The organism is Mucilaginibacter roseus (genome assembly GCF_021215455.1).
Taxonomy (GTDB): domain Bacteria; phylum Bacteroidota; class Bacteroidia; order Sphingobacteriales; family Sphingobacteriaceae; genus Mucilaginibacter; species Mucilaginibacter roseus.
The window spans coordinates 158,869-177,992 of the sequence record NZ_JAJPWV010000004.1; the positions used below are offsets into that span (position 1 = coordinate 158,869).

Genomic DNA, 19,124 nt, shown 5'->3' on the forward strand with positions numbered 1-19,124 from the left:
CTCATGATAAAAAATATAAAATACGTTTTAGTACTTACCATTTTTTTAAGTGCCTGCAGCAATACCAAATACCTGCAACCGGGACAAAAGCTGTATACCGGCGGCAAGGTTAAAATTGTGGACACAGACAGCTTAAAGAAAAGCGACCGTAAGGCGCTCGAAGCTGACCTTACGCCATTGCTACGGCCAAAGCCTAACTCCTCTATCTTGGGTTTAAGGGTAAAACTCTACATCTATAATAAAACACGCACCAATAAAACAAAGGGTTTTAAACATTGGCTTAATACTAAATTTGGCGAGCCACCTGTTTTAGCCAGCCAGGTCAACCTCGAAAAAAACAGCGAGATTTTGCAGAACCGACTGCAAAATAAAAGCTACTTCCAAGCTACGGTAAGTGGAGACACTATTGGCAAAAAGAAAACAGCCAAAGCAGAGTACACCGTTAATACCGGCCCCGCTTACAAAATTCGCAGCGTAACCTTCCCCAAAGGAAATGAAAGCCTTGACACCGCCATTGCAGGAACCGCAGGTGAAACCTTACTAAAGCCAGGCGATAAATACGATCTGGATGTGATAAAAACTGAGCGCTTACGCATAGATGCCAAACTCAAAGAAAGAGGCTTTTTTTACTTTGCGCCCGAGGACATCATCATGCGGATAGACAGCACGATAGACAACCACCAGGTAGACATTTTTGTGGCTGTTAAACCGGAGGTAAATGATCGCGACCGCCGTATATATACCATTAATAAGCTGTACGTATACCCGAGCTATTCGCTGCGCGATACCGCACTCCATTTGGATCAGGCCGTACCTTACCGCTGGTATAACGTGGTTGACAGGAGAAAATCCATCAGGCCTTTCGCATTTAAAAACACCGTATTAATGCAACCTGGCGAAGTTTATAACCGTACTGCACATAATAACTCGCTTAACCGCTTTGTAAACCTGGGTCCGTATAAATTTGTGAAGAACAGGTTTGAGCCGGTTGCATCCGACTCGTCAAAACTGGATGTTTTTTACTTCTTGACGCCATACCAAAAAAAATCAATACAGGTTGATGTGCTTGGACGTACCAACTCAGCCAACTTTACCGGTACACAGATCAATATCAACTGGAAGCATCGTAACGCTTTTAAAGGTGCTGAGCTACTTACCTTCCGCCTTTTCGGAAGCTCGGACGTGCAGTTTTCCGGTCAGGGTGGCGGCTTTAACGTTTATCAGGTGGGTGGCGAAATGAAACTGACCTGGCCCCGCTTTATATCGCCGATCAACATACGGTCAGACAATGCCTATATTCCGCACACCAACCTTACTTTAGGTTACACGCTGATCAACCGTACAAATTTATATACCCTAAATTCGTTCAACGGATCATTCGGTTATGACTGGAAGCAGAGTGTACACAAAAGCCATGAGCTGAATTTGCTTAATATAACATTCGTTAACCCGGCTAACGTAACTCAACTATATCGCGATAGTATAGCCAAGAGTAACAACCCTGCGTTACAGCATGTTATCGACAGGCAATTTACCTTCGGCCCGAGCTATAGCTATACATATACCAACACTACTGAAGAATATCGCACAAACACATTGTATTATAATGGCCGGGTAAGTTCTTCGGGGGTAATAGCAGGTTTGGTTTCAGGTGCCGATACACTTGCCGGTAAGGAAAAATATTTGTTCGGCAGTATATTTAACCAGTTTGTGAAGTTTGAAAACGATCTGCGTTTTTATCATAAAACAGGGCCAAACAGCTCCATTGCTACCCGCTTAATGGTTGGCGTTGGCGTGCCGTTCGGCAACTCAACGTTGATGCCTTATAGCCAGCAATTCTTTATCGGCGGCTCAAACAGCTTACGTGGCTTTAGGGCACGTTCAATAGGCCCGGGCACTTATTATGCCGGCCGGCCAGAGGAAGGCGGTTTCCTACCCGATCAGGCAGGTGATATCAGGATAGAGGGCAACGTAGAGTGGCGTCCAAAACTATTTAGCATTGTACGTGGTGCCGTATTTGTTGATGCCGGTAACATTTGGCTGATGCGCGGCACAGATGCTCAACCCGGAGCTACTTTCGGCCGCGATTTTTACAAGGAGTTCGCGGTTGACGCGGGTGTAGGTTTACGTTTTGATGTTAGCGTACTGGTGCTGCGTACCGACCTTGGTTTCCCTATCAGAAAGCCATGGTTACCGGAGGGCCAGCGCTGGGTGATTGACAAGATTGACTTTGGCAGCAGCGCATGGCGCCACGAAAACCTGGTGTTTAACCTGGCTATCGGTTATCCGTTCTGATTAGTTTACAGTGGGCGATTTACAGTGGGCGGTATAAAATACAACTGCCTATTGTAAACAGCCCACTGCAAACTGAAAATACTACCTTTGCGCCCAATGCAATACATTATACCTCTACATATTATTGACCTGCAAGGAGACGGCTTTCATCCTTTAATTGATATTACTTTATTTGGCAAAACATACAAACTCGTTTTGGATACCGGTGCATCGCGCACCGCGCTGGATAAAACCCTGCTGACCGAGGCAAACGGAGAAGATTTCATTTTAGCCAGCGATAAGCTATCCACCGGCTTGGGTACTAACAACATGGTATCGTTCACTGCAACTTTAAGCGATATGTACATCGGCCAGCTGCAACTTGATAATTTCGATGCGGCAGTGCTCGATCTTTCAACAATTAACATAGCCTACGAACAACTTAATCACCCAAAGGTATTGGGCGTGTTAGGCGGCGATATACTGATGGAGTACAAAGCTGTAATTGATTACGGCAAACGACAGGTGATATTTAAAACACGAATGCGGAAAGCATAAAAAAAGCCTCTCAAATTTGAGAGGCTTTTTCGTATCTGTTTAACTACTTACGCGTCAATCTTGGCGTACTTAGCATTTTTCTCAATAAATTCACGGCGAGGGGCAACTTCATCACCCATCAGCATGCTGAAGGTATGGTCGCACTCGGCAGCGTTTTCAATAGTAGCTTGTTTGAGTGTACGTGTAGCCGGGTTCATGGTAGTTTCCCAAAGCTGCTCGGCGTTCATCTCACCCAAACCTTTGTAACGCTGCACATGTACGCTATCTTCTTTACCGGCGCCTTTAAGCCGTTGTATAGCTGCATCGCGCTGCTCATCATTCCAGCAGTACTCCTGCTCCTTACCTTTTTTAACCAGGTAAAGCGGTGGCGATGCGATGTATACATAACCAAACTCAACCAGTTCCTTCATATAACGGAAGAAGAAAGTAAGGATCAGCGTAGTAATGTGCGAACCGTCAACGTCGGCATCCGTCATGATCACAATTTTGTGGTAACGCAGCTTAGTAAGGTTAAGCGCCTTGGCATCCTCAGGCGTACCAATGCTCACACCCAGCGCGGTAAACATATTCTTGATCTCCTCATTCTCGTAGATCTTATGCTCCATGGCTTTCTCCACGTTCAATATCTTACCACGCAGAGGTAATATAGCCTGTGTATCGCGGTTACGGCCCTGCTTGGCGGTACCACCCGCCGAGTCACCTTCGACCAGGTAGATCTCGCACAATGCCGGATCGCTGTTGGCGCAGTCAGCCAGTTTACCCGGTAAGCCTGAGCCACCCATTACGTTTTTACGCTGCACCATCTCGCGGGCTTTACGTGCCGCGGCACGGGCAGTAGCGGCAAGGATCACCTTCTGCACAATCATGCGTGCCTCTTTCGGGTTTTCCTCCAGGTAGTTGCTCAATATCTCGCCAACGGCAACGTTTACCGCGCCGCTCACCTCGCTGTTACCCAGCTTGGTTTTGGTTTGGCCCTCAAACTGTGGCTCGGCAACTTTAACCGATACTACCGCAGTTAAGCCTTCACGGAAGTCGTCACCGGTAATTTCAACCTTAACGTTCTTCAGCAAACCTTCTTTATCCGCGTATGATTTCAGGGTACGCGTTAATCCCATACGGAAACCGGCAACGTGTGTACCGCCCTCAATGGTATTAATGTTGTTTACGTACGAGTGTACATTCTCTGAGTAGCTATCGTTATACTGTAAAGCCAGCTCGACAGGTACACCCTGCTTGGTGCCCTCAACATAGATGGGCTCCGGAATGATAGACGCACGGGTGCCGTCCAGAAATTTAACAAACTCTTTAAGTCCACCTTCAGAGAAAAACTCTTCGGCCTGGTAACCACCTTCAGGCAGTTCTTCGCGCTCATCCGTTAAGGTTAAGCGTATACCTTTGTTTAAAAAGGCAAGCTCACGTAAACGGGCTGCCAGGGTATCATACTTGTACTCTAAAGTAGTAGTGAATATCTCCGGATCGGGCTGAAAGGTTTGTATGGTACCTGTACGTGAGCTTTCGCCTATTGATTTTACATCAAACAATGGCTTACCACGCTCGTACTCCTGGGTAAATATTTTGCCTTCGCGGTGAACTACAGTTTTAACGTGGGTTGACAGCGCGTTAACGCAACTGATACCCACACCGTGTAAACCACCTGACACCTTATAAGTATCCTTATCAAATTTACCGCCCGCGTGCAGCACCGTCATTACAATTTCCAGTGCCGATTTATTTTCTTTGGTGTTGATACCCGTTGGTATACCACGGCCATTATCTTCAACCGTGATGGAATTTCCTTTGTGGATAGTAACCTTTATATCATCGCAATAACCGGCAAGTGCCTCATCTATCGAGTTATCAACCACCTCATATACCAGGTGGTGCAAGCCTTTAACGCCGGTATCGCCAATGTACATGGAGGGGCGCTTGCGTACAGCTTCTAAACCCTCTAAAACCTGTATATTATCTGCTGAGTAATTTGATTTATCCTGATTTTGTTCGCTCATAAATAATTAAAAGTATAACCTTCAAAAATACGAAAAATATGCGAGATTACCGCTATGTTGATAACTACCAGGGTGTGGAAACTTGCCTGTTAAATGATTAGGATAGTTACAGGTAAAGATTATATTTGTGAAATTTTTTTACTGAAGGATGATGATACACAAAGCCTCTTACTTTTCAAAACTGACTTTAGGAGCTGCCTCTGCAGCGTTATTAATAGCAGGCACTTTAGCCGCTTGTAACAACGAGCAAAAACCGGCTGACAAACCTGCAGCAACCACAACAACCGCAGGCACAACTGCCGCCCCTGCCAAAGAAACCATCGTTTATATTAACCAGGACTCTTTGCTGGCTAAATATGATTATGTGAAAGATATGGGCGACCGCTTGCAAAAGAAAGGCAAAGCCGCACAGGGTGATGTTGACTCTCGCAAGCAAGCCATACAACGCGAGTTTGTGGAGTATCAGAAAAATGCAGCTACCATGAGCGCCGACCAGCGTGCTGCTACCGAGCAACGCCTGCAGAAAAAAGCGCAGGAAATGCAAGGTTATGAGCAAAATGCTACTGCCGCTTTCCAAAACAGCCAGGCTGATGAAAACGATAAGCTATTCAATAAGGTTAGCGATTACGTTAAGAAATACGCGAAAGAAAAAGGTTACAAAATGGTTTTAAGCTACTCACGCCTTAACCCGACTGTATTATATGGCGACGAAAGCCTTGATGTTACTGCAGATGTAGTAAAAGGCCTTAACGAAGAGTATAAAAAGAAATAAACCCACGTTGCCCTTTCCTGGGACTGGGAATTCATGGTAAAACAAAAGCCGCAACTTTATTTGAATTGCGGCTTTTGTTTTACCATTAGTTTTTTATAAACCTAATGGCATGCCTGCTGCTTTCATTTTGTAACGCATGAATTAAAACATAAGTAGCGTCGTCACTTAAATGATCGTAAATACTAAAGCATACAGGTAAATTAGTTGTATTATCGCTTGATTTTGCCCAACTCGTAGTCCAAAATACGGCAAGCCTGCCTGAGTAATCATATTGTTTAAAATAACCATCGTAGGCGCCGGTGCTTACTGCGTTAAACCCTAAGGAATTAATGCCTTTCGTAAACCATGTTTGCGTTGCCATGAATTTTAATGCATCTTCTTTTTGTAAATAGGTACCGCCTGCATTATCCGAGGTTTTACCCACATAATTCATCAGCTTCAAAAAATCTTCTTTAGCGGGCAATCTCCAACCAGCCGGCGCTTTAACAGTTTTGGCTTCGCTAAGTGTGTAAAGCTTGCCAGAATTTTCCATATCAGCCATTTGATCATACTTCACACCGCCGGCACCGTCATAATTTACCGCAGTCCATAGCTGTGTTCCAATCTTTACTGTCGGGTATTGTTTTCCATCAATGGTTATAACTGATTCATCTTTGTCTGTGACAACTTCTTTAGAGTCATCTTTTTTGCAACCGCCAATTATAAACATAACGGCAGTTAAAATGCATAAGGTTGGTTTCATGTTTTTATTTTGATTTATATATTAAGTACGCCTATTCTTCTTCGCCTTCTTTATCCTTTGAATTTTCAAAAAAACCTTCCTGCAAATCATCGATTTCGCGTCGGTCGCGCTTAGTCGGGCGGCCGGTACCACGGTCGCGGCGCAACGTAGGGGCATGAAACATTGATTGAAAGGAATGAGTATCCTGCACGGGCGTTAAATCTTCGTAAAAGTCGACAGCCTTTTTAGCATCTACACGGTTTTCGAGCAGGCCGGTGACTTTTACCACCTTACGCTCCAAGCCTTTTGATACATTGTAAGTATCGCCCAGCTTAACCTCGTAGGAGGCTTTTAAATTCTGGCCATCCTTTTTCACACGTCCGGCCTTGCAGGCTTCTGCAGCCAGGGTGCGCGTTTTAAACAGTCTGATGGCCCAAAGGTATTTATCTATACGTAGTTTTTCTTTTTCAGGCATGAGGCAAAATTAAGAAATATCTAACTACTCCGGTGCAAAGTAGGTTGCTGAAGGTTGCTGAAATGCAACCGGCTTAATCTTAAATGTTCGCAGGTCAACGGCATACTTTGCCTGTATGGTGTAGATAGTTCGGTTATTCACTAAATCATGTGTTTCCAATTGAGCGAAATAAACGCTATCATTTGGAGCCTCAAACCAAATTGAAACCGTTTGTCCTTTCTTATCAAATTTATTTATTACCTGTTGATATCCTTTGTAAGCCATAAGATTATCAATTATTCTCTGCTGCAAAACCACTTCGTTTGTTACTGCCTTGTCCAGTTTGGATTGCCAATCAACACCATATTTCTTGCGCAAACGCATGCTTACTTCACGGTTATGATTTTCTGCGCTGTCGGCTAATTCTTTACTTATTACACAATTGGCTACACTTTTATAATGTATTTGCCAACGCTTTGCAACCACATATTCGGCTCTGGCTCTTTCAAATGAATCATGCAAGCCATAGCGATAAATGGTAAGTGAATCTTTTAAGATCACCTTCGGTTGTGTAGTGTTACCATTACACCCGACGGAGATTATGATTATCAGCGAAAACAAAAGATTTAGGTATCTCATTAGCATAAAAACAAATTTCTATTAAAATTAAAAACATCGATTTAAAAAACAGCTTTTACCTTTGCATTCATACTATAATTATACATGGCGACAGAGAACGACAGATACGAAGACGATTTTGAAGAGGAATACGAAGATACAGACGAACAACCCGAAGGAGATTATGTAGAGCTATACTCCAAATGGAGCATATGGGGGTTCAGCATATTTTTTTCGAGCTTTGTTGGAGCCCTGCTACTGATCCGCAACCTATGGATATCAGGGTTCAAAAGAGCCGCGTTTGGAATTGGAGCGTTCGGTCTGGTTTATTCATGCGCTACCTATGTAGCAATCATTTCGGCACCGACAAAGGACATCGTGATTATAAACCTGCTTGTAATATCAGCCAATGTTATCGGCGGATATATATATGCCGTGTTTTTTTATAAGCGTTATTTCCCGGCAGATGATTATTATCCCAAAAGTATCTGGGGAGCGTTAGGTATAGCAATACTTATCTATTTGGCTCTTGCTATTATAATGCGACAGATCGATCCGGAAGCCATGAAACAGTTAAGAGCCCAATAACATCCATATTTTGTATAAAAATCCTTTAATTTGCCCCAAAGTTTATAATATACCATGCAAGATCTGAAAACACTTATTGAAGAAGCCTGGGAAGACCGTGCCCTGTTGCAATATAACGAATACAAAGACGCCATTGAAACCGTTATTGAACGGTTAGATAAAGGCGAATACCGCGTTGCCGAAGTTATCGGCGGCCGCTGGCATACTAACGATTGGATCAAGAAAGCCGTTATCCTATACTTCCCTATCCGCGTTATGGAAGAGAATAAGGTGGGTCCGTTTGTGTTCCATGATAAAATGGCGCTTAAAACTGATTACAAACAAACCGGCGTTCGAGTAGTTCCTCATGCTATTGCCCGTTACGGCGCGCATTTGGCCAAAGGCGTTATCATGATGCCATCGTACGTAAACATAGGCGCTTTTGTTGACGAGGGTACCATGGTTGATACCTGGGCTACCGTAGGCTCGTGCGCCCAAATTGGCAAACACGTACACCTAAGCGGTGGTGTAGGCATTGGCGGCGTTTTAGAACCGGTTCAGGCTGCTCCCGTAATTATTGAGGACAATTGTTTCATCGGCTCACGTGCCATTGTAGTAGAAGGTGTACACGTAGAGAGCGAAGCTGTATTAGGCGCTAATGTGGTGCTAACCGCTTCAACTAAAATTATTGATGTTACCGGCGAGGAGCCGATTGAATATAAAGGCCGCGTACCGGCACGTTCAGTAGTTATACCGGGCTCATACACAAAAAAATTCCCTGCGGGTGAGTACCAAGTGCCTTGTGCGCTGATCATCGGCAAACGTAAGGAGTCGACCGACAAAAAGACTTCGTTGAATGACGCATTGCGCGAAAATAACGTAGCGGTTTAATTGGTGAGTAGTGAGGTGTGAGTAGTGAGTAATATTGAAATTGAGCAATAAACAGACTAAACAATATCTGATATACGCTTCCCTTCCTTATTCACTATTCACCATTCACCATTAACCCTTCATCCCCTCCAAATGAAAATACTGATAAGGCTACCCAACTGGCTTGGCGATGTGGTGATGAGCACCTCATTTGTTACCGCCGTGAGGCAGCTTTATCCTGATGCGCAGGTTGATGTGATTATTAAACAGGAATTAAAAGGCATTGCCGCACTGATTCCGGGCGTCAGTAATATCTACTCCTTTTCCAAGCAGGAATTTAAAGGGCTGGGCGGTGTTTACCGCTTTGGTAAAGTACTTCGCAGTCAGCAGTACGATATTTATTTTAATTTGCCCCCGTCGCTTTCATCAGCCGTAATGGCTTTTGCAACAGGCGCTAAAAAACGGGTAGGGTTTAATAGTGAAGGTGGTTTCCTTTTCCTCACCAAAGCATGCAAACGCCCGAAAAATGTGCACCGGGTACGTGAATATATTTCGCTGCTTGAACAATTCACCGGGCAGCTTGTACCGTCCGAACCGGTAAAGGTTATCGCCCATCCCCTGGTTAACGAGCCAAAGCAATTACTGGTTAATTTTAATTCCGAAGCCGAGTCGCGCCGTATGCCGGTTGATAAAGGTATCGCCCTGCTTAACATGCTATTGAGTACCTTTGCTGATATTAGCATAGGCATGATAGGCGCTCCCAAGGATGCTGACCATGTAAACGCTATATTGTCAGGTGTTATCAATAAGGACAGAATTGTGAACCATACCGGGCAAACCAATCTCACCAACCTGGCATCGTTAATGGCGGGTACAGCGGCCTTGCTAACAGTTGATTCCGGTCCGGCGCATTTGGCTAACAGCGTGGGGTTGCCGGTAGTAGTATTATTTGGAGCCGGTAATGAACATAATACCGAGCCGTTTAACCTGGATGACCTGACCGTTATTCGTTCCAATAAATTACCTTGCGAACCATGCGTGCGCAACACTTGCAAGCTTTACGGCATACCCAAGTGTATGCAGTTGCTTGACGAAACAAAAATTATTGAAGCCCTGCGTAAATATTTGAACCATGCTTAAAGACGAAGTTGCAAAAGCCCTTAAGGTTATACAGGATGGCGGTATCATCCTCTACCCTACCGATACCATTTGGGGTATTGGCTGTGATGCCACCAACACCGAGGCTGTGAAAAAGATATTCGCCCTTAAACAGCGCGAGGAAGCCAAAAGCATGATCATTTTGCTGGATACCGATAACAAGCTGCAAAGTTACGTGCGCGAGGTGCCCGACATTGCTTACGATCTGATTGAGTTTGCCGAAAACCCTTTAACACTGGTAATGCCCGGCGCCAAAAATATATCCGAAGCACTGATAGCCGCTGATGGCAGTGTGGGCATACGTGTGGCCAAACACCCCTTTTGCGAGCAGTTGATACAGCGCCTGCGCAAACCACTGGTATCAACATCAGCCAATATCAGCGGAGAGCCATCACCCCAAAACTTTGGCGAAATCTCCCAGGAAATTATTGAAGGTGTTGATTATGTGGTGGATATTGACCAGCACGACACCTCCCTGAAAAAACCATCAACCATAATGCGTTTAGCGCCTGATGGCAGGTTTGAGTTTCTGCGCCGCTAATAAGCGTTTTACAGCTCATTTTTATAAATTTGCACCTTTCATTAATGCACATCAGGCATGCAAGGGAATGAAGGAGCATCTGCAACACCATATATTTAAAGTAATATCGCAATTGGCGGGTCAGCAAAACGTACAGGCTTATGCCATTGGCGGTTTTGTGCGCGATCTGTTCCTGAAACGCCCCTCAAAGGATATTGACGTGGTGGTGATAGGCAACGGCATCACCTTTGCCGAAGCTGTGGCCAAAAAGCTCAATGTACAGGTGTCGGTGTTTAAGAATTTCGGTACGGCTATGCTTAAGTATCACGATCTGGAAGTGGAGTTTGTTGGCGCGCGTCGGGAATCGTACCGCCGCGACTCACGTAAACCTATTGTGGAGGATGGCACTTTGGAAGACGACCAGAACCGTCGCGATTTTACCATCAACGCGCTTGCGCTATCCTTACATCCTGATAATTTTGGTGAGTTGCTTGACCCGTTCGGCGGCATATCGCACCTGAAACAAAAGCTGATCAAAACACCGCTAAACCCGGTCGAAACCTTTAGCGACGACCCGCTGCGAATGATGCGGGCCATACGTTTTGCAACACAGCTTAGTTTTAAGATTGACGATACTGCTATCGAGGCCATTAAAACAAATACAGATCGCATCAAGATCATATCGCAGGAGCGCATTACGGATGAACTGAATAAGATCATCCTGTCCCTAAAACCATCCATTGGTTTCAATTACCTATTTGATACCGGCTTGCTGCACAAAATATTCCCGCAAATGGTCGCACTTTACGGCGTTGAATATCGCGATGGCAAAGGCCATAAAGACAACTTTTATCACACCCTGCAGGTGCTTGATAATATCTGCGAAACCACTACCGACCTATGGTTACGCTGGGCCGCTATACTACACGATATTGCCAAGCCGCCCACCAAGCGCTTTGAACCCGGCCACGGCTGGACGTTTCATGGCCATGAGGACAAAGGCGCACGTATGGTGCCTAAGATATTTGCGCAGCTAAAACTTCCGCTTAACGATAAGATGAAGTTTGTGCAGAAAATGGTACAGTTACACCTGCGGCCTATTGTGTTGTCACAATCCATTGTTACCGATTCGGCAGTGCGCCGTTTACTTTTTGAGGCGGGCGACGATATTGACAGCCTCATGCAGTTATGCAAAGCCGATGTTACCACTAAAAACGAGTACAAGGTTAAAAAATACCGCCAAAATTTTGAGCTGGTACAGCAAAAGCTAAAGGATGTTGAGGAGCGCGACAGCATACGCAACTGGCAGCCCCCGGTTACCGGTACCGATATTATGGAAATATTCGGGCTAAAAGAGGGCCGTGAGGTGGGTATTATCAAAAATCAGATACGCGAAGCCATCCTTGAAGGCGAAATTCCAAACACACGCGAAGCGGCACTTCAATTTACTATTGAAAAAGGCACACAAATTGGCTTAAAAGTTGTTGCTCAAACCAAATAAAACAAAACATTATTAATTTTGATAAAAATATAACAAATGGCAGTATACAGGTTCAGGGTTACCTTTGAGGATTATGATGATATTGTAAGGGAGATCGATGTAAAATCGAACCAAACATTTCAGGATCTTCACCATGCGATACATAAATCAACAGGCTATAACCCCGACTATCCTTCATCATTTTATATCAGCAACGATCAGTGGACCAAGGGCGAGGAAATTACCTTTATGCCTAACCAGCGCAAAATTGACCGCGGCATAGCCCTGATGGAAAAGGTAAGGCTAAGCAGCTTTATTGATGATCCGCACCAAAAGTTTTACTATACGTTTAATTTCGACCGTCCGTTTGATTTTCACGTGGAACTGATGAAGATTATTCTGGATGAATCGCCAAAAGCTGAATATCCACAGGTGGTACGCTCGGTGGGCGAAGCGCCAAAACAATTCGGCAATGTATTCAACCCAACCATACTGCCGCCAACCAGTGAAGAGTTTGACTTTTTGAACGAAATGGAGTACAATCCTGAAGACACTGAAGATTTTACCGAAGTTGATGAAACCGGCGAAGCTGTGAACAGCAATGAGGAAGAGCAAGAAGAAGAAAGCGATGAGTTTGGCGACGAATTTTCGGATAACGAAAATTACGACGAAGACGGCCGTGGCCGGGGCAGCCGGGATGATTATTGATTAGTCGATAGCTATGGTCGATAGACCATTGTCAGCATACAAAATAGCGATGGCTTTATCACCCATCGCTATTTGATTTTTAAACCTTTATATCCGTGATGGATCAGCACAGCGGTTCAAAAAAACTTATTGTAATAGCAGGCCCAACAGCAGTTGGTAAAACCGCGGCTGCCATACAACTGGCGCTACATTATAATACAGTAGTGGTATCAGCAGATTCCAGACAATTTTTCAGGGAAATGACAATCGGCACCGCCAAGCCTGATGCGGATGAACTTGCGACGGTAAAACATTATTTCATCAATTCGCACTCCATTAACGATGATTTTAACGTTGGTGATTACGAAAAGCAGGCACTGCAATTACTCAATGAGTTGTTTAAAGTACATGATGTAGTGATATTGGCCGGCGGCTCGGGCTTATACATCAAAGCGGTTTGCGAGGGTTTTGATGAGTTGCCAACCGCAACCCCGGGTATCAGGGAAAAACTCAACCAGGAGTTAGATGAGCATGGTATAACTTATCTTCAGGAAAAATTAAAAACTGCCGACTCAGATTATTACAATGAGGTTGACCTCAGCAATCCGCAACGTGTTATACGCGCGCTTGAGGTGTTTGAATCCACCGGAAAGCCTTTTTCATCATATCGTACAGCCAATACTAACAAACGGCCGTTCAACATCGTTAAAGCGGTATTAGATATGCCACGAGAACAACTTTACGAGCGGATAAACCGGCGTGTTGACATTATGGTTGAGCAGGGACTGGTTGAGGAAGTGCGATCATTATTGCCATACCTACATCTTAATGCCTTAAATACGGTAGGCTATTCGGAGCTGTTTGATTACTTAGATGGCAAAACAGATCTGCAAACGGCTATTGAAATGATCAAGCAAAACACCCGCCGATTTGCTAAAAGGCAACTTACCTGGTTCCGCAGGGATAAAGATGTAAATTGGGTAGATGCTACTAATCCTGACCTGATCGGACAAATAATAAGTCTAACAGGATTATAACCTAAACTAATTTACAAGTAGTGTGTTTAAAGTGAGTTTTGCGGCATTATGCCACGATTGCTATTACAATAACTATTTTAGTACCCATTTATCTGTATAAAAATAAGATAAACTATCTATTATATTTAATAAAAAAATTATAAACTCCTAGTTCCATTACAATTTTATCATTATTTTCGGCAAATAATAATTATAATTACATTTTAAACACTCTATATGAAAACAATAATAATTACCGGTGGTGCTGGTTTCATAGGCTCGCATGTGGTGCGTCGCTTTGTAACCAATTATCCTGATTACAAAATCATCAATGTTGACGCACTTACTTATGCCGGTAATTTAGAGAACCTGAAAGATATAGAGAACCAACCCAACTACACCTTTGAGCGTGCCGATATTAAGGATGCTGATGCCATTAACGCTATTTTTGAGAAATATGGGGTTACTGATGTAGTGCACCTTGCAGCAGAATCGCATGTTGACCGTTCGATCACCCATCCGCTTGATTTTGTTTATACCAACGTAATAGGCACGGTTACTTTGTTGGAAGCGGCAAAAAAATACTGGAAAGAGGATTATTCAAAACACCTTTTCTATCACATATCAACCGATGAAGTGTACGGCTCATTAGGTACCGAAGGTTTCTTTACCGAAACTACAAAATACGATCCGCATTCTCCATACAGCGCCAGCAAGGCATCAAGCGATCACTTTGTACGCGCTTACCACGATACTTACGGCATACCGGCAATCGTATCAAACTGCTCGAACAACTACGGGCCTAATCACTTCCCGGAGAAGCTGATACCGCTGCTGATCAATAATATATTAAACAGCAAACCACTGCCTGTTTACGGTGATGGTAAAAACGTACGCGATTGGTTGTATGTAATTGACCATGCCCGCGCTATCGACCTGATATTCCATAAAGGCAACAACGGCGACACCTATAACATTGGCGGCTTTAACGAGTGGGCTAACATTGATCTTGTTCGCGTACTTTGCCGCCAGATGGATGAAAAACTTGGTCGCGAGCCGGGAACAAATGAAAAACTGATCACGTTTGTAAAAGACCGTCCGGGTCATGACGCCCGTTACGCTATTGATGCAACCAAACTGAATAAAGAGCTTGGTTGGGAGCCTTCAGTAACGTTTGAGCAAGGCCTGTCAGAAACTATTGACTGGTACCTGAATAACAAAGCATGGATTGAGCATGTTACCAGCGGGGCTTACGCTGATTATTACGAAACACAATACGACAAACGCTAACCACCAGATATGACTATTGAACTTACTCCGCTTGAGGGTTGCGTATTGCTAAAACCGCGTGTTTTTAATGACGATCGCGGCTACTTTTTTGAGAGCTATAACCAGCAAACATTTAACGAGCTAACCGGCACTAACACTACGTTTGTGCAGGATAATCAATCCTATTCATCAAAAGGCACCTTACGTGGGCTTCACCTACAAAAAGGGGAGCACGCCCAGGCCAAACTGGTACGTGTGGTTAAAGGCGAGGTGCTGGATGTTGCCGTTGATCTTCGTCCCGGTTCTGCTACTTACGGCCAGTATTATGGGGCACGTTTAAGTGAAGAGAACCAGCACCAGTTGTTTGTTCCGCGTGGTTTTGCGCATGGCTTTGTAGTATTAAGTGACACCGCCATTTTTGCCTATAAATGCGATAATTTTTATAACAAAGCTTCAGAAGGTGGTTTGCATTATGCCGATCCTTCATTGAATATAGATTGGATATTACCTGCCGATAGCTTGCAAACATCAGAAAAGGACAGAATATTGCCTTATCTTGCCGACGTTCAGGAGCCTTTCTTTTAACATCTACATACATAACATGAAAAACATAGTAATATTTGGTGCATCCGGTCAGTTAGGCAGTTGTTTTAAACAAATAGCCGAAAATGAAGGGAGAACCGATATTTATTTCCCGGGCGAAACCGAAGCGAACATCCTGGATGAGGAGGCGCTTAAAAATATTTTTGAAGCACAACGCCCAACCTACGCCATAAATTGCGCCGCTTATACCGCTGTTGATAAAGCCGAGGATGATTACGAAACTGCCGATAAAGTAAACAAAGTAGGTGCCGCCAACCTGGCGAAATTTTGTGCTGAATATGGATCAACGCTTATACACGTATCAACGGATTTTGTTTTTGAAGGTAACGCACCTACTCCACGTACCGAAGATGATATTGCAGCGCCAATAAACGCTTACGGACAAACCAAACTGGATGGCGAGCTGGCAATTAGCAGCGTGTTAGAAAAATATTTTATCTTGCGTACAAGTTGGCTTTACTCGGAGTATGGTAATAACTTCGTTAAAACCATGCTGAAGTTTGGCGCAGAGCGTGAGCAACTGACCATTATTGCCGACCAGGTAGGAACACCTACTTATGGCATTGACCTGGCTTATGCTATCATGGAGATCATCAATACAGAAAGCACCGCCTATGGTCTGTACCATTACAGCAATGAGGGTGTAGCATCATGGTATGATTTTGCGAAAGCTATTTTCGACCTGTCAGAAACGCATGTAAAAACCCTGCCGATACCAACCAGCGCATACAAAACAAGAGCCGTACGCCCGGCTTATTCGGTAATGGATAAAAGCAAGATCAAAAATGTGTTAAATATCGAGATCCCATACTGGCGCGACAGCTTGGCTATATGCATCAACAGGCTAAAAAACAACTAACTAAACAATCACAAACCGTTAACCAACACTAACCACGCATATATATGAAAGGTATTATTTTAGCAGGCGGATCAGGCACCAGGCTATATCCTATAACCAAGGCCATCAGTAAACAACTTATGCCTATTTACGATAAGCCGATGATCTATTACCCGCTTTCTGTTTTAATGCTGGCTGATATTAAGGAGATATTGATTATCACTACACCCGAGGATAACGAAGGTTTTAAACGCCTGCTGGGTGATGGCAGTGAACTGGGTTGCCGCTTTGAATATGCCATTCAGGAAAAACCGAACGGGCTTGCGCAAGCCTTTGTAATTGGTAAGGATTTTATTGGCGATGATAAAGCCGCCCTTATCCTGGGTGATAACATCTTCTACGGTTCGGGCTTTAGCAAACTGATACAAAGCTTTAACAATGTAGAAGGCGCAGCGGTATTTGCCTACCCGGTAGCTGATCCGGAGCGTTACGGTGTGGTAGAATTTGATAAAGATTTCAAGGCCCTTTCTATCGAAGAAAAACCGGAGAAACCAAAATCAAACTACGCGGTACCGGGCCTCTATTTTTACGATAATAGTGTAATTAAGATAGCCGCCGAACTTGAGCCATCACCTCGCGGCGAATACGAAATAACCGACGTAAACAAGGTTTACCTGGAACAAGGCACCCTACAGGTTGGTGTTATGGACCGTGGCACCGCATGGCTGGATACTGGTACTTTCGACTCATTAAGCGATGCGACCGAGTTTGTGCGTGTAATTGAAAAACGCCAGGATACCAAAATTGGTTGTATTGAAGAGGTAGCTTACCGCATGGGCTTTATTGATGCCGAGCAATTAAGCAACCTTGCACAACGATATATTAAAAGCGGTTACGGTAAGTATTTGCAAAAGCTGCTTAGCTAACTCACCCCAATTATTATACAGCCCCTTTCTACATAATTGTAGAAAGGGGCTTTGCTTTTTAGCTCCTTTTAAATTGATTTACTTAACTGGCGAAACCAGCACCAACTGCATACGTGTAGTTTGCTCGCTACGCGTAGCTTTGTTTAAAAAGGATGGTTTCAAGCGTGTAATCGCATAACGCTCGAATTTCTTTATAACTTTCAAATTTCTTCCGTTCAGAATAGTGTTCACCGCGTTAGCCGGGGCATAAAGCATAAACACTTTATCAGGTAATTGAGCGGAGCCATCGGCAGGGATGGTAATCATTGGCCTGTCGAGGTAAAACTCCATCGCAAAATTCACGTCGTCACCGCTTTGCAGCACAGGTATGTTTAACGGGATATCACTTTGGCTGATGTACATCCCTGCTTCGCTCCCGGCCTGGTACTTTAACAAATCCGGATAAAACGCCAAGTTAAGGTACAGGTTGACCATAACGCAAATTATAACGCTGCGATAACCAACTCGCTCAAACCAACTGTTACCAATCTTATCCGGTAAAATAAAAAGCGTAGGCATTAACGTAAGTACTAACGTGACCAGTAACGCAATATTTATTTCAGGCTGATAAAATAGATGTAAGGCTACTAAAACCCCAAAAAGTAACGCTATAACTATCCATTGCGTAATATTGATAGCTTTTATACTTTTCGCGGATTGAACGCTACAGATGTATTGCGAAGTAATAATGGCGAAGAAGGGGAACACGATATTGATATAATGCGGCAACTGGAATTTTGAAGCCGAAAACATCAGGAACGTAAGCATGGCACCGCAGATATTAAACCATTCGTGAGCTTGTGCATTCTTAATACCTTTTTTAATGAATTGATAAATTGCAGCGAATAATAATAGCGACCATGGCAAAAACGCCCACAATGTGGTATGCACAAAAAAGAACGGATCGCCGCTGCCTTTGATGGGGCCGGTGTTAAAAAACCTGCCGAACTGGCTATCCCAAAAAAAGAATTTTATGCCTGATACACCTTGCTGACCGAATACTATCTTTTCGGGATTCGCGTCAAACTGTTGGTACAAGCAATATACCTCGGGCAGCATAAAAATGAATACCAATACCGCCGCCAGTAACCAACGCAGGTTAAATAACTGTTGCCATTGTTTGGTAATGATGAGGTGCCCGGCTATAGCGCCGCCGATTGTAATAAGCACAAATATGCCCTTGGTCATTACCGCGCAACCAGCGAACGCGCAGCCAATCAGCAAATGCCAAAACGAGGGTTTGGTGTATGACCGGTAGAAGTGGTACACCGAGGCGATGATCAAACCGGTAAGGTAGGGCTCAGCACGTACGTCATTATCTGATAGTACGATGTGCTGGGCGGTCAGTAATATCAGTACCGACCAAATAGCTACTTGTTTATTATACAATGCTTTGGCGAAAAGCCAGGTATATAAGGCTCCCATAAGCATAAACACAATACCCGATAGTTTATAAGCCCAGGTGTTAATGCCGAAAATTTTGAAGAACAAAGCGGCAATCCAGAATGGGAAATGGGGTTTATCCAGCCAATCGGTACCGCGAACGTAAATGTTTACATAATCATTACGCAGCACCATTGTTTTGGCAATGGTGGCGTAAAGGGTTGCATCGGGGTTCATCAACGGAACAAATAACCCGCTGAAATTTATAGCTACCGCTAAACCTAAAAATAAATAGAGCCACTTGTTAAGTGCCGGTGTTTGGGGCATAGTAAAAACGCTTGGCGGTAAAGATAAGTAGTTTTTTG

19 protein-coding genes are annotated in these 19,124 nt (G+C 44.0%); 14 read left to right on the top strand and 5 right to left on the bottom strand.

Annotation, left to right across the window (positions count from 1 at the left end; genetic code table 11):
• Nucleotides 1-3: 3 nt before the first annotated feature.
• Nucleotides 4-2,295 carry a translocation and assembly module lipoprotein TamL gene (tamL, locus tag LT679_RS13925; RefSeq protein WP_232178215.1) on the top strand — a complete coding sequence of 764 codons (2,292 nt, stop codon included), beginning with the start codon at nucleotides 4-6 and terminating at the stop codon, nucleotides 2,293-2,295.
• A 96-nt stretch (nucleotides 2,296-2,391) separates the two neighbouring features.
• Nucleotides 2,392-2,832: a retropepsin-like aspartic protease gene (locus LT679_RS13930; RefSeq protein WP_232178216.1), complete on the top strand. Its 441-nt coding sequence runs from the start codon at nucleotides 2,392-2,394 to the stop codon at nucleotides 2,830-2,832.
• A 47-nt stretch (nucleotides 2,833-2,879) separates the two neighbouring features.
• On the opposite strand, the gene gyrB is transcribed toward LT679_RS13930, so the two are convergent.
• Complete coding sequence (gyrB, locus tag LT679_RS13935; RefSeq protein WP_232178217.1) at nucleotides 2,880-4,838, bottom strand: DNA topoisomerase (ATP-hydrolyzing) subunit B; 1,959 nt, start codon at nucleotides 4,836-4,838, stop codon at nucleotides 2,880-2,882.
• Between the two features lie 148 nt (nucleotides 4,839-4,986).
• On the opposite strand from gyrB, the gene LT679_RS13940 reads away from it, so the two are divergent.
• Nucleotides 4,987-5,610 (top strand): OmpH family outer membrane protein, encoded by a 624-nt coding sequence (locus tag LT679_RS13940; RefSeq protein ID WP_232178218.1) that lies wholly within the window; start codon nucleotides 4,987-4,989, stop codon nucleotides 5,608-5,610.
• 85 nt (nucleotides 5,611-5,695) lie between these two features.
• Here the strand turns inward: LT679_RS13940 and LT679_RS13945 are convergent, their stop codons facing one another.
• The 3 genes from LT679_RS13945 to LT679_RS13955 are packed head-to-tail and all read right to left on the bottom strand — an operon-like array spanning nucleotide 5,696 to nucleotide 7,346.
• Entirely contained in the window at nucleotides 5,696-6,352 is a 657-nt protein-coding gene (locus LT679_RS13945; protein ID WP_232178219.1) for an FISUMP domain-containing protein, read from the bottom strand.
• Between the two features lie 31 nt (nucleotides 6,353-6,383).
• On the bottom strand, nucleotides 6,384-6,806 hold the full coding sequence (locus LT679_RS13950) for an RNA-binding S4 domain-containing protein (RefSeq protein ID WP_232178220.1): 423 nt from the start codon (nucleotides 6,804-6,806) through the stop codon (nucleotides 6,384-6,386).
• 24 nt (nucleotides 6,807-6,830) lie between these two features.
• Nucleotides 6,831-7,346, bottom strand: a complete 516-nt coding sequence (locus tag LT679_RS13955) for an FEKKY domain-containing protein (protein ID WP_232178221.1) — start codon at nucleotides 7,344-7,346, stop codon at nucleotides 6,831-6,833.
• Between the two features lie 162 nt (nucleotides 7,347-7,508).
• Here LT679_RS13955 and LT679_RS13960 point away from each other — a divergent pair, with 162 nt between their 5' ends.
• The 11 genes from LT679_RS13960 to rfbA all read left to right on the top strand — a co-directional run bounded on the left by LT679_RS13960 (nucleotide 7,509) and on the right by rfbA (nucleotide 17,337).
• A complete protein-coding gene (locus LT679_RS13960; protein WP_232178222.1) occupies nucleotides 7,509-7,991 on the top strand; it encodes a hypothetical protein in 483 nt (160 codons plus the stop codon).
• A 54-nt stretch (nucleotides 7,992-8,045) separates the two neighbouring features.
• Entirely contained in the window at nucleotides 8,046-8,861 is an 816-nt protein-coding gene (locus tag LT679_RS13965; protein WP_232178223.1) for a 2,3,4,5-tetrahydropyridine-2,6-dicarboxylate N-succinyltransferase, read from the top strand.
• Nucleotides 8,862-8,993: 132 nt separating this feature from the next.
• Nucleotides 8,994-9,980 carry a glycosyltransferase family 9 protein gene (locus LT679_RS13970; protein WP_232178224.1) on the top strand — a complete coding sequence of 329 codons (987 nt, stop codon included), beginning with the start codon at nucleotides 8,994-8,996 and terminating at the stop codon, nucleotides 9,978-9,980.
• Nucleotides 9,973-10,539 carry an L-threonylcarbamoyladenylate synthase gene (locus LT679_RS13975; protein WP_232178225.1) on the top strand — a complete coding sequence of 189 codons (567 nt, stop codon included), beginning with the start codon at nucleotides 9,973-9,975 and terminating at the stop codon, nucleotides 10,537-10,539. Before LT679_RS13970 ends, LT679_RS13975 begins: the two co-directional genes overlap by 8 nt.
• A 67-nt stretch (nucleotides 10,540-10,606) precedes the next feature.
• A complete protein-coding gene (locus tag LT679_RS13980; RefSeq protein WP_232178226.1) occupies nucleotides 10,607-12,019 on the top strand; it encodes a CCA tRNA nucleotidyltransferase in 1,413 nt (470 codons plus the stop codon).
• 36 nt (nucleotides 12,020-12,055) lie between these two features.
• On the top strand, nucleotides 12,056-12,706 hold the full coding sequence (locus LT679_RS13985) for a plasmid pRiA4b ORF-3 family protein (RefSeq protein ID WP_232178227.1): 651 nt from the start codon (nucleotides 12,056-12,058) through the stop codon (nucleotides 12,704-12,706).
• Nucleotides 12,707-12,804: 98 nt separating this feature from the next.
• Nucleotides 12,805-13,722, top strand: a complete 918-nt coding sequence (gene miaA / locus LT679_RS13990; protein ID WP_232178228.1) for a tRNA (adenosine(37)-N6)-dimethylallyltransferase MiaA — start codon at nucleotides 12,805-12,807, stop codon at nucleotides 13,720-13,722.
• Between the two features lie 216 nt (nucleotides 13,723-13,938).
• Nucleotides 13,939-14,991 carry a dTDP-glucose 4,6-dehydratase gene (gene rfbB / locus LT679_RS13995; protein ID WP_232178229.1) on the top strand — a complete coding sequence of 351 codons (1,053 nt, stop codon included), beginning with the start codon at nucleotides 13,939-13,941 and terminating at the stop codon, nucleotides 14,989-14,991.
• Between the two features lie 9 nt (nucleotides 14,992-15,000).
• Entirely contained in the window at nucleotides 15,001-15,555 is a 555-nt protein-coding gene (gene rfbC, locus LT679_RS14000; RefSeq protein ID WP_232178230.1) for a dTDP-4-dehydrorhamnose 3,5-epimerase, read from the top strand.
• 16 nt (nucleotides 15,556-15,571) lie between these two features.
• Nucleotides 15,572-16,432, top strand: coding sequence for a dTDP-4-dehydrorhamnose reductase (gene rfbD / locus LT679_RS14005; protein WP_232178231.1), 861 nt, complete (start codon nucleotides 15,572-15,574; stop codon nucleotides 16,430-16,432).
• A gap of 44 nt (nucleotides 16,433-16,476) precedes the next feature.
• Nucleotides 16,477-17,337, top strand: a complete 861-nt coding sequence (gene rfbA, locus LT679_RS14010) for a glucose-1-phosphate thymidylyltransferase RfbA (protein WP_232178232.1) — start codon at nucleotides 16,477-16,479, stop codon at nucleotides 17,335-17,337.
• Nucleotides 17,338-17,415: 78 nt separating this feature from the next.
• Here the strand turns inward: rfbA and LT679_RS14015 are convergent, their stop codons facing one another.
• Nucleotides 17,416-19,086: an ArnT family glycosyltransferase gene (locus LT679_RS14015; RefSeq protein ID WP_232178233.1), complete on the bottom strand. Its 1,671-nt coding sequence runs from the start codon at nucleotides 19,084-19,086 to the stop codon at nucleotides 17,416-17,418.
• Nucleotides 19,087-19,124: the final 38 nt, after the last annotated feature.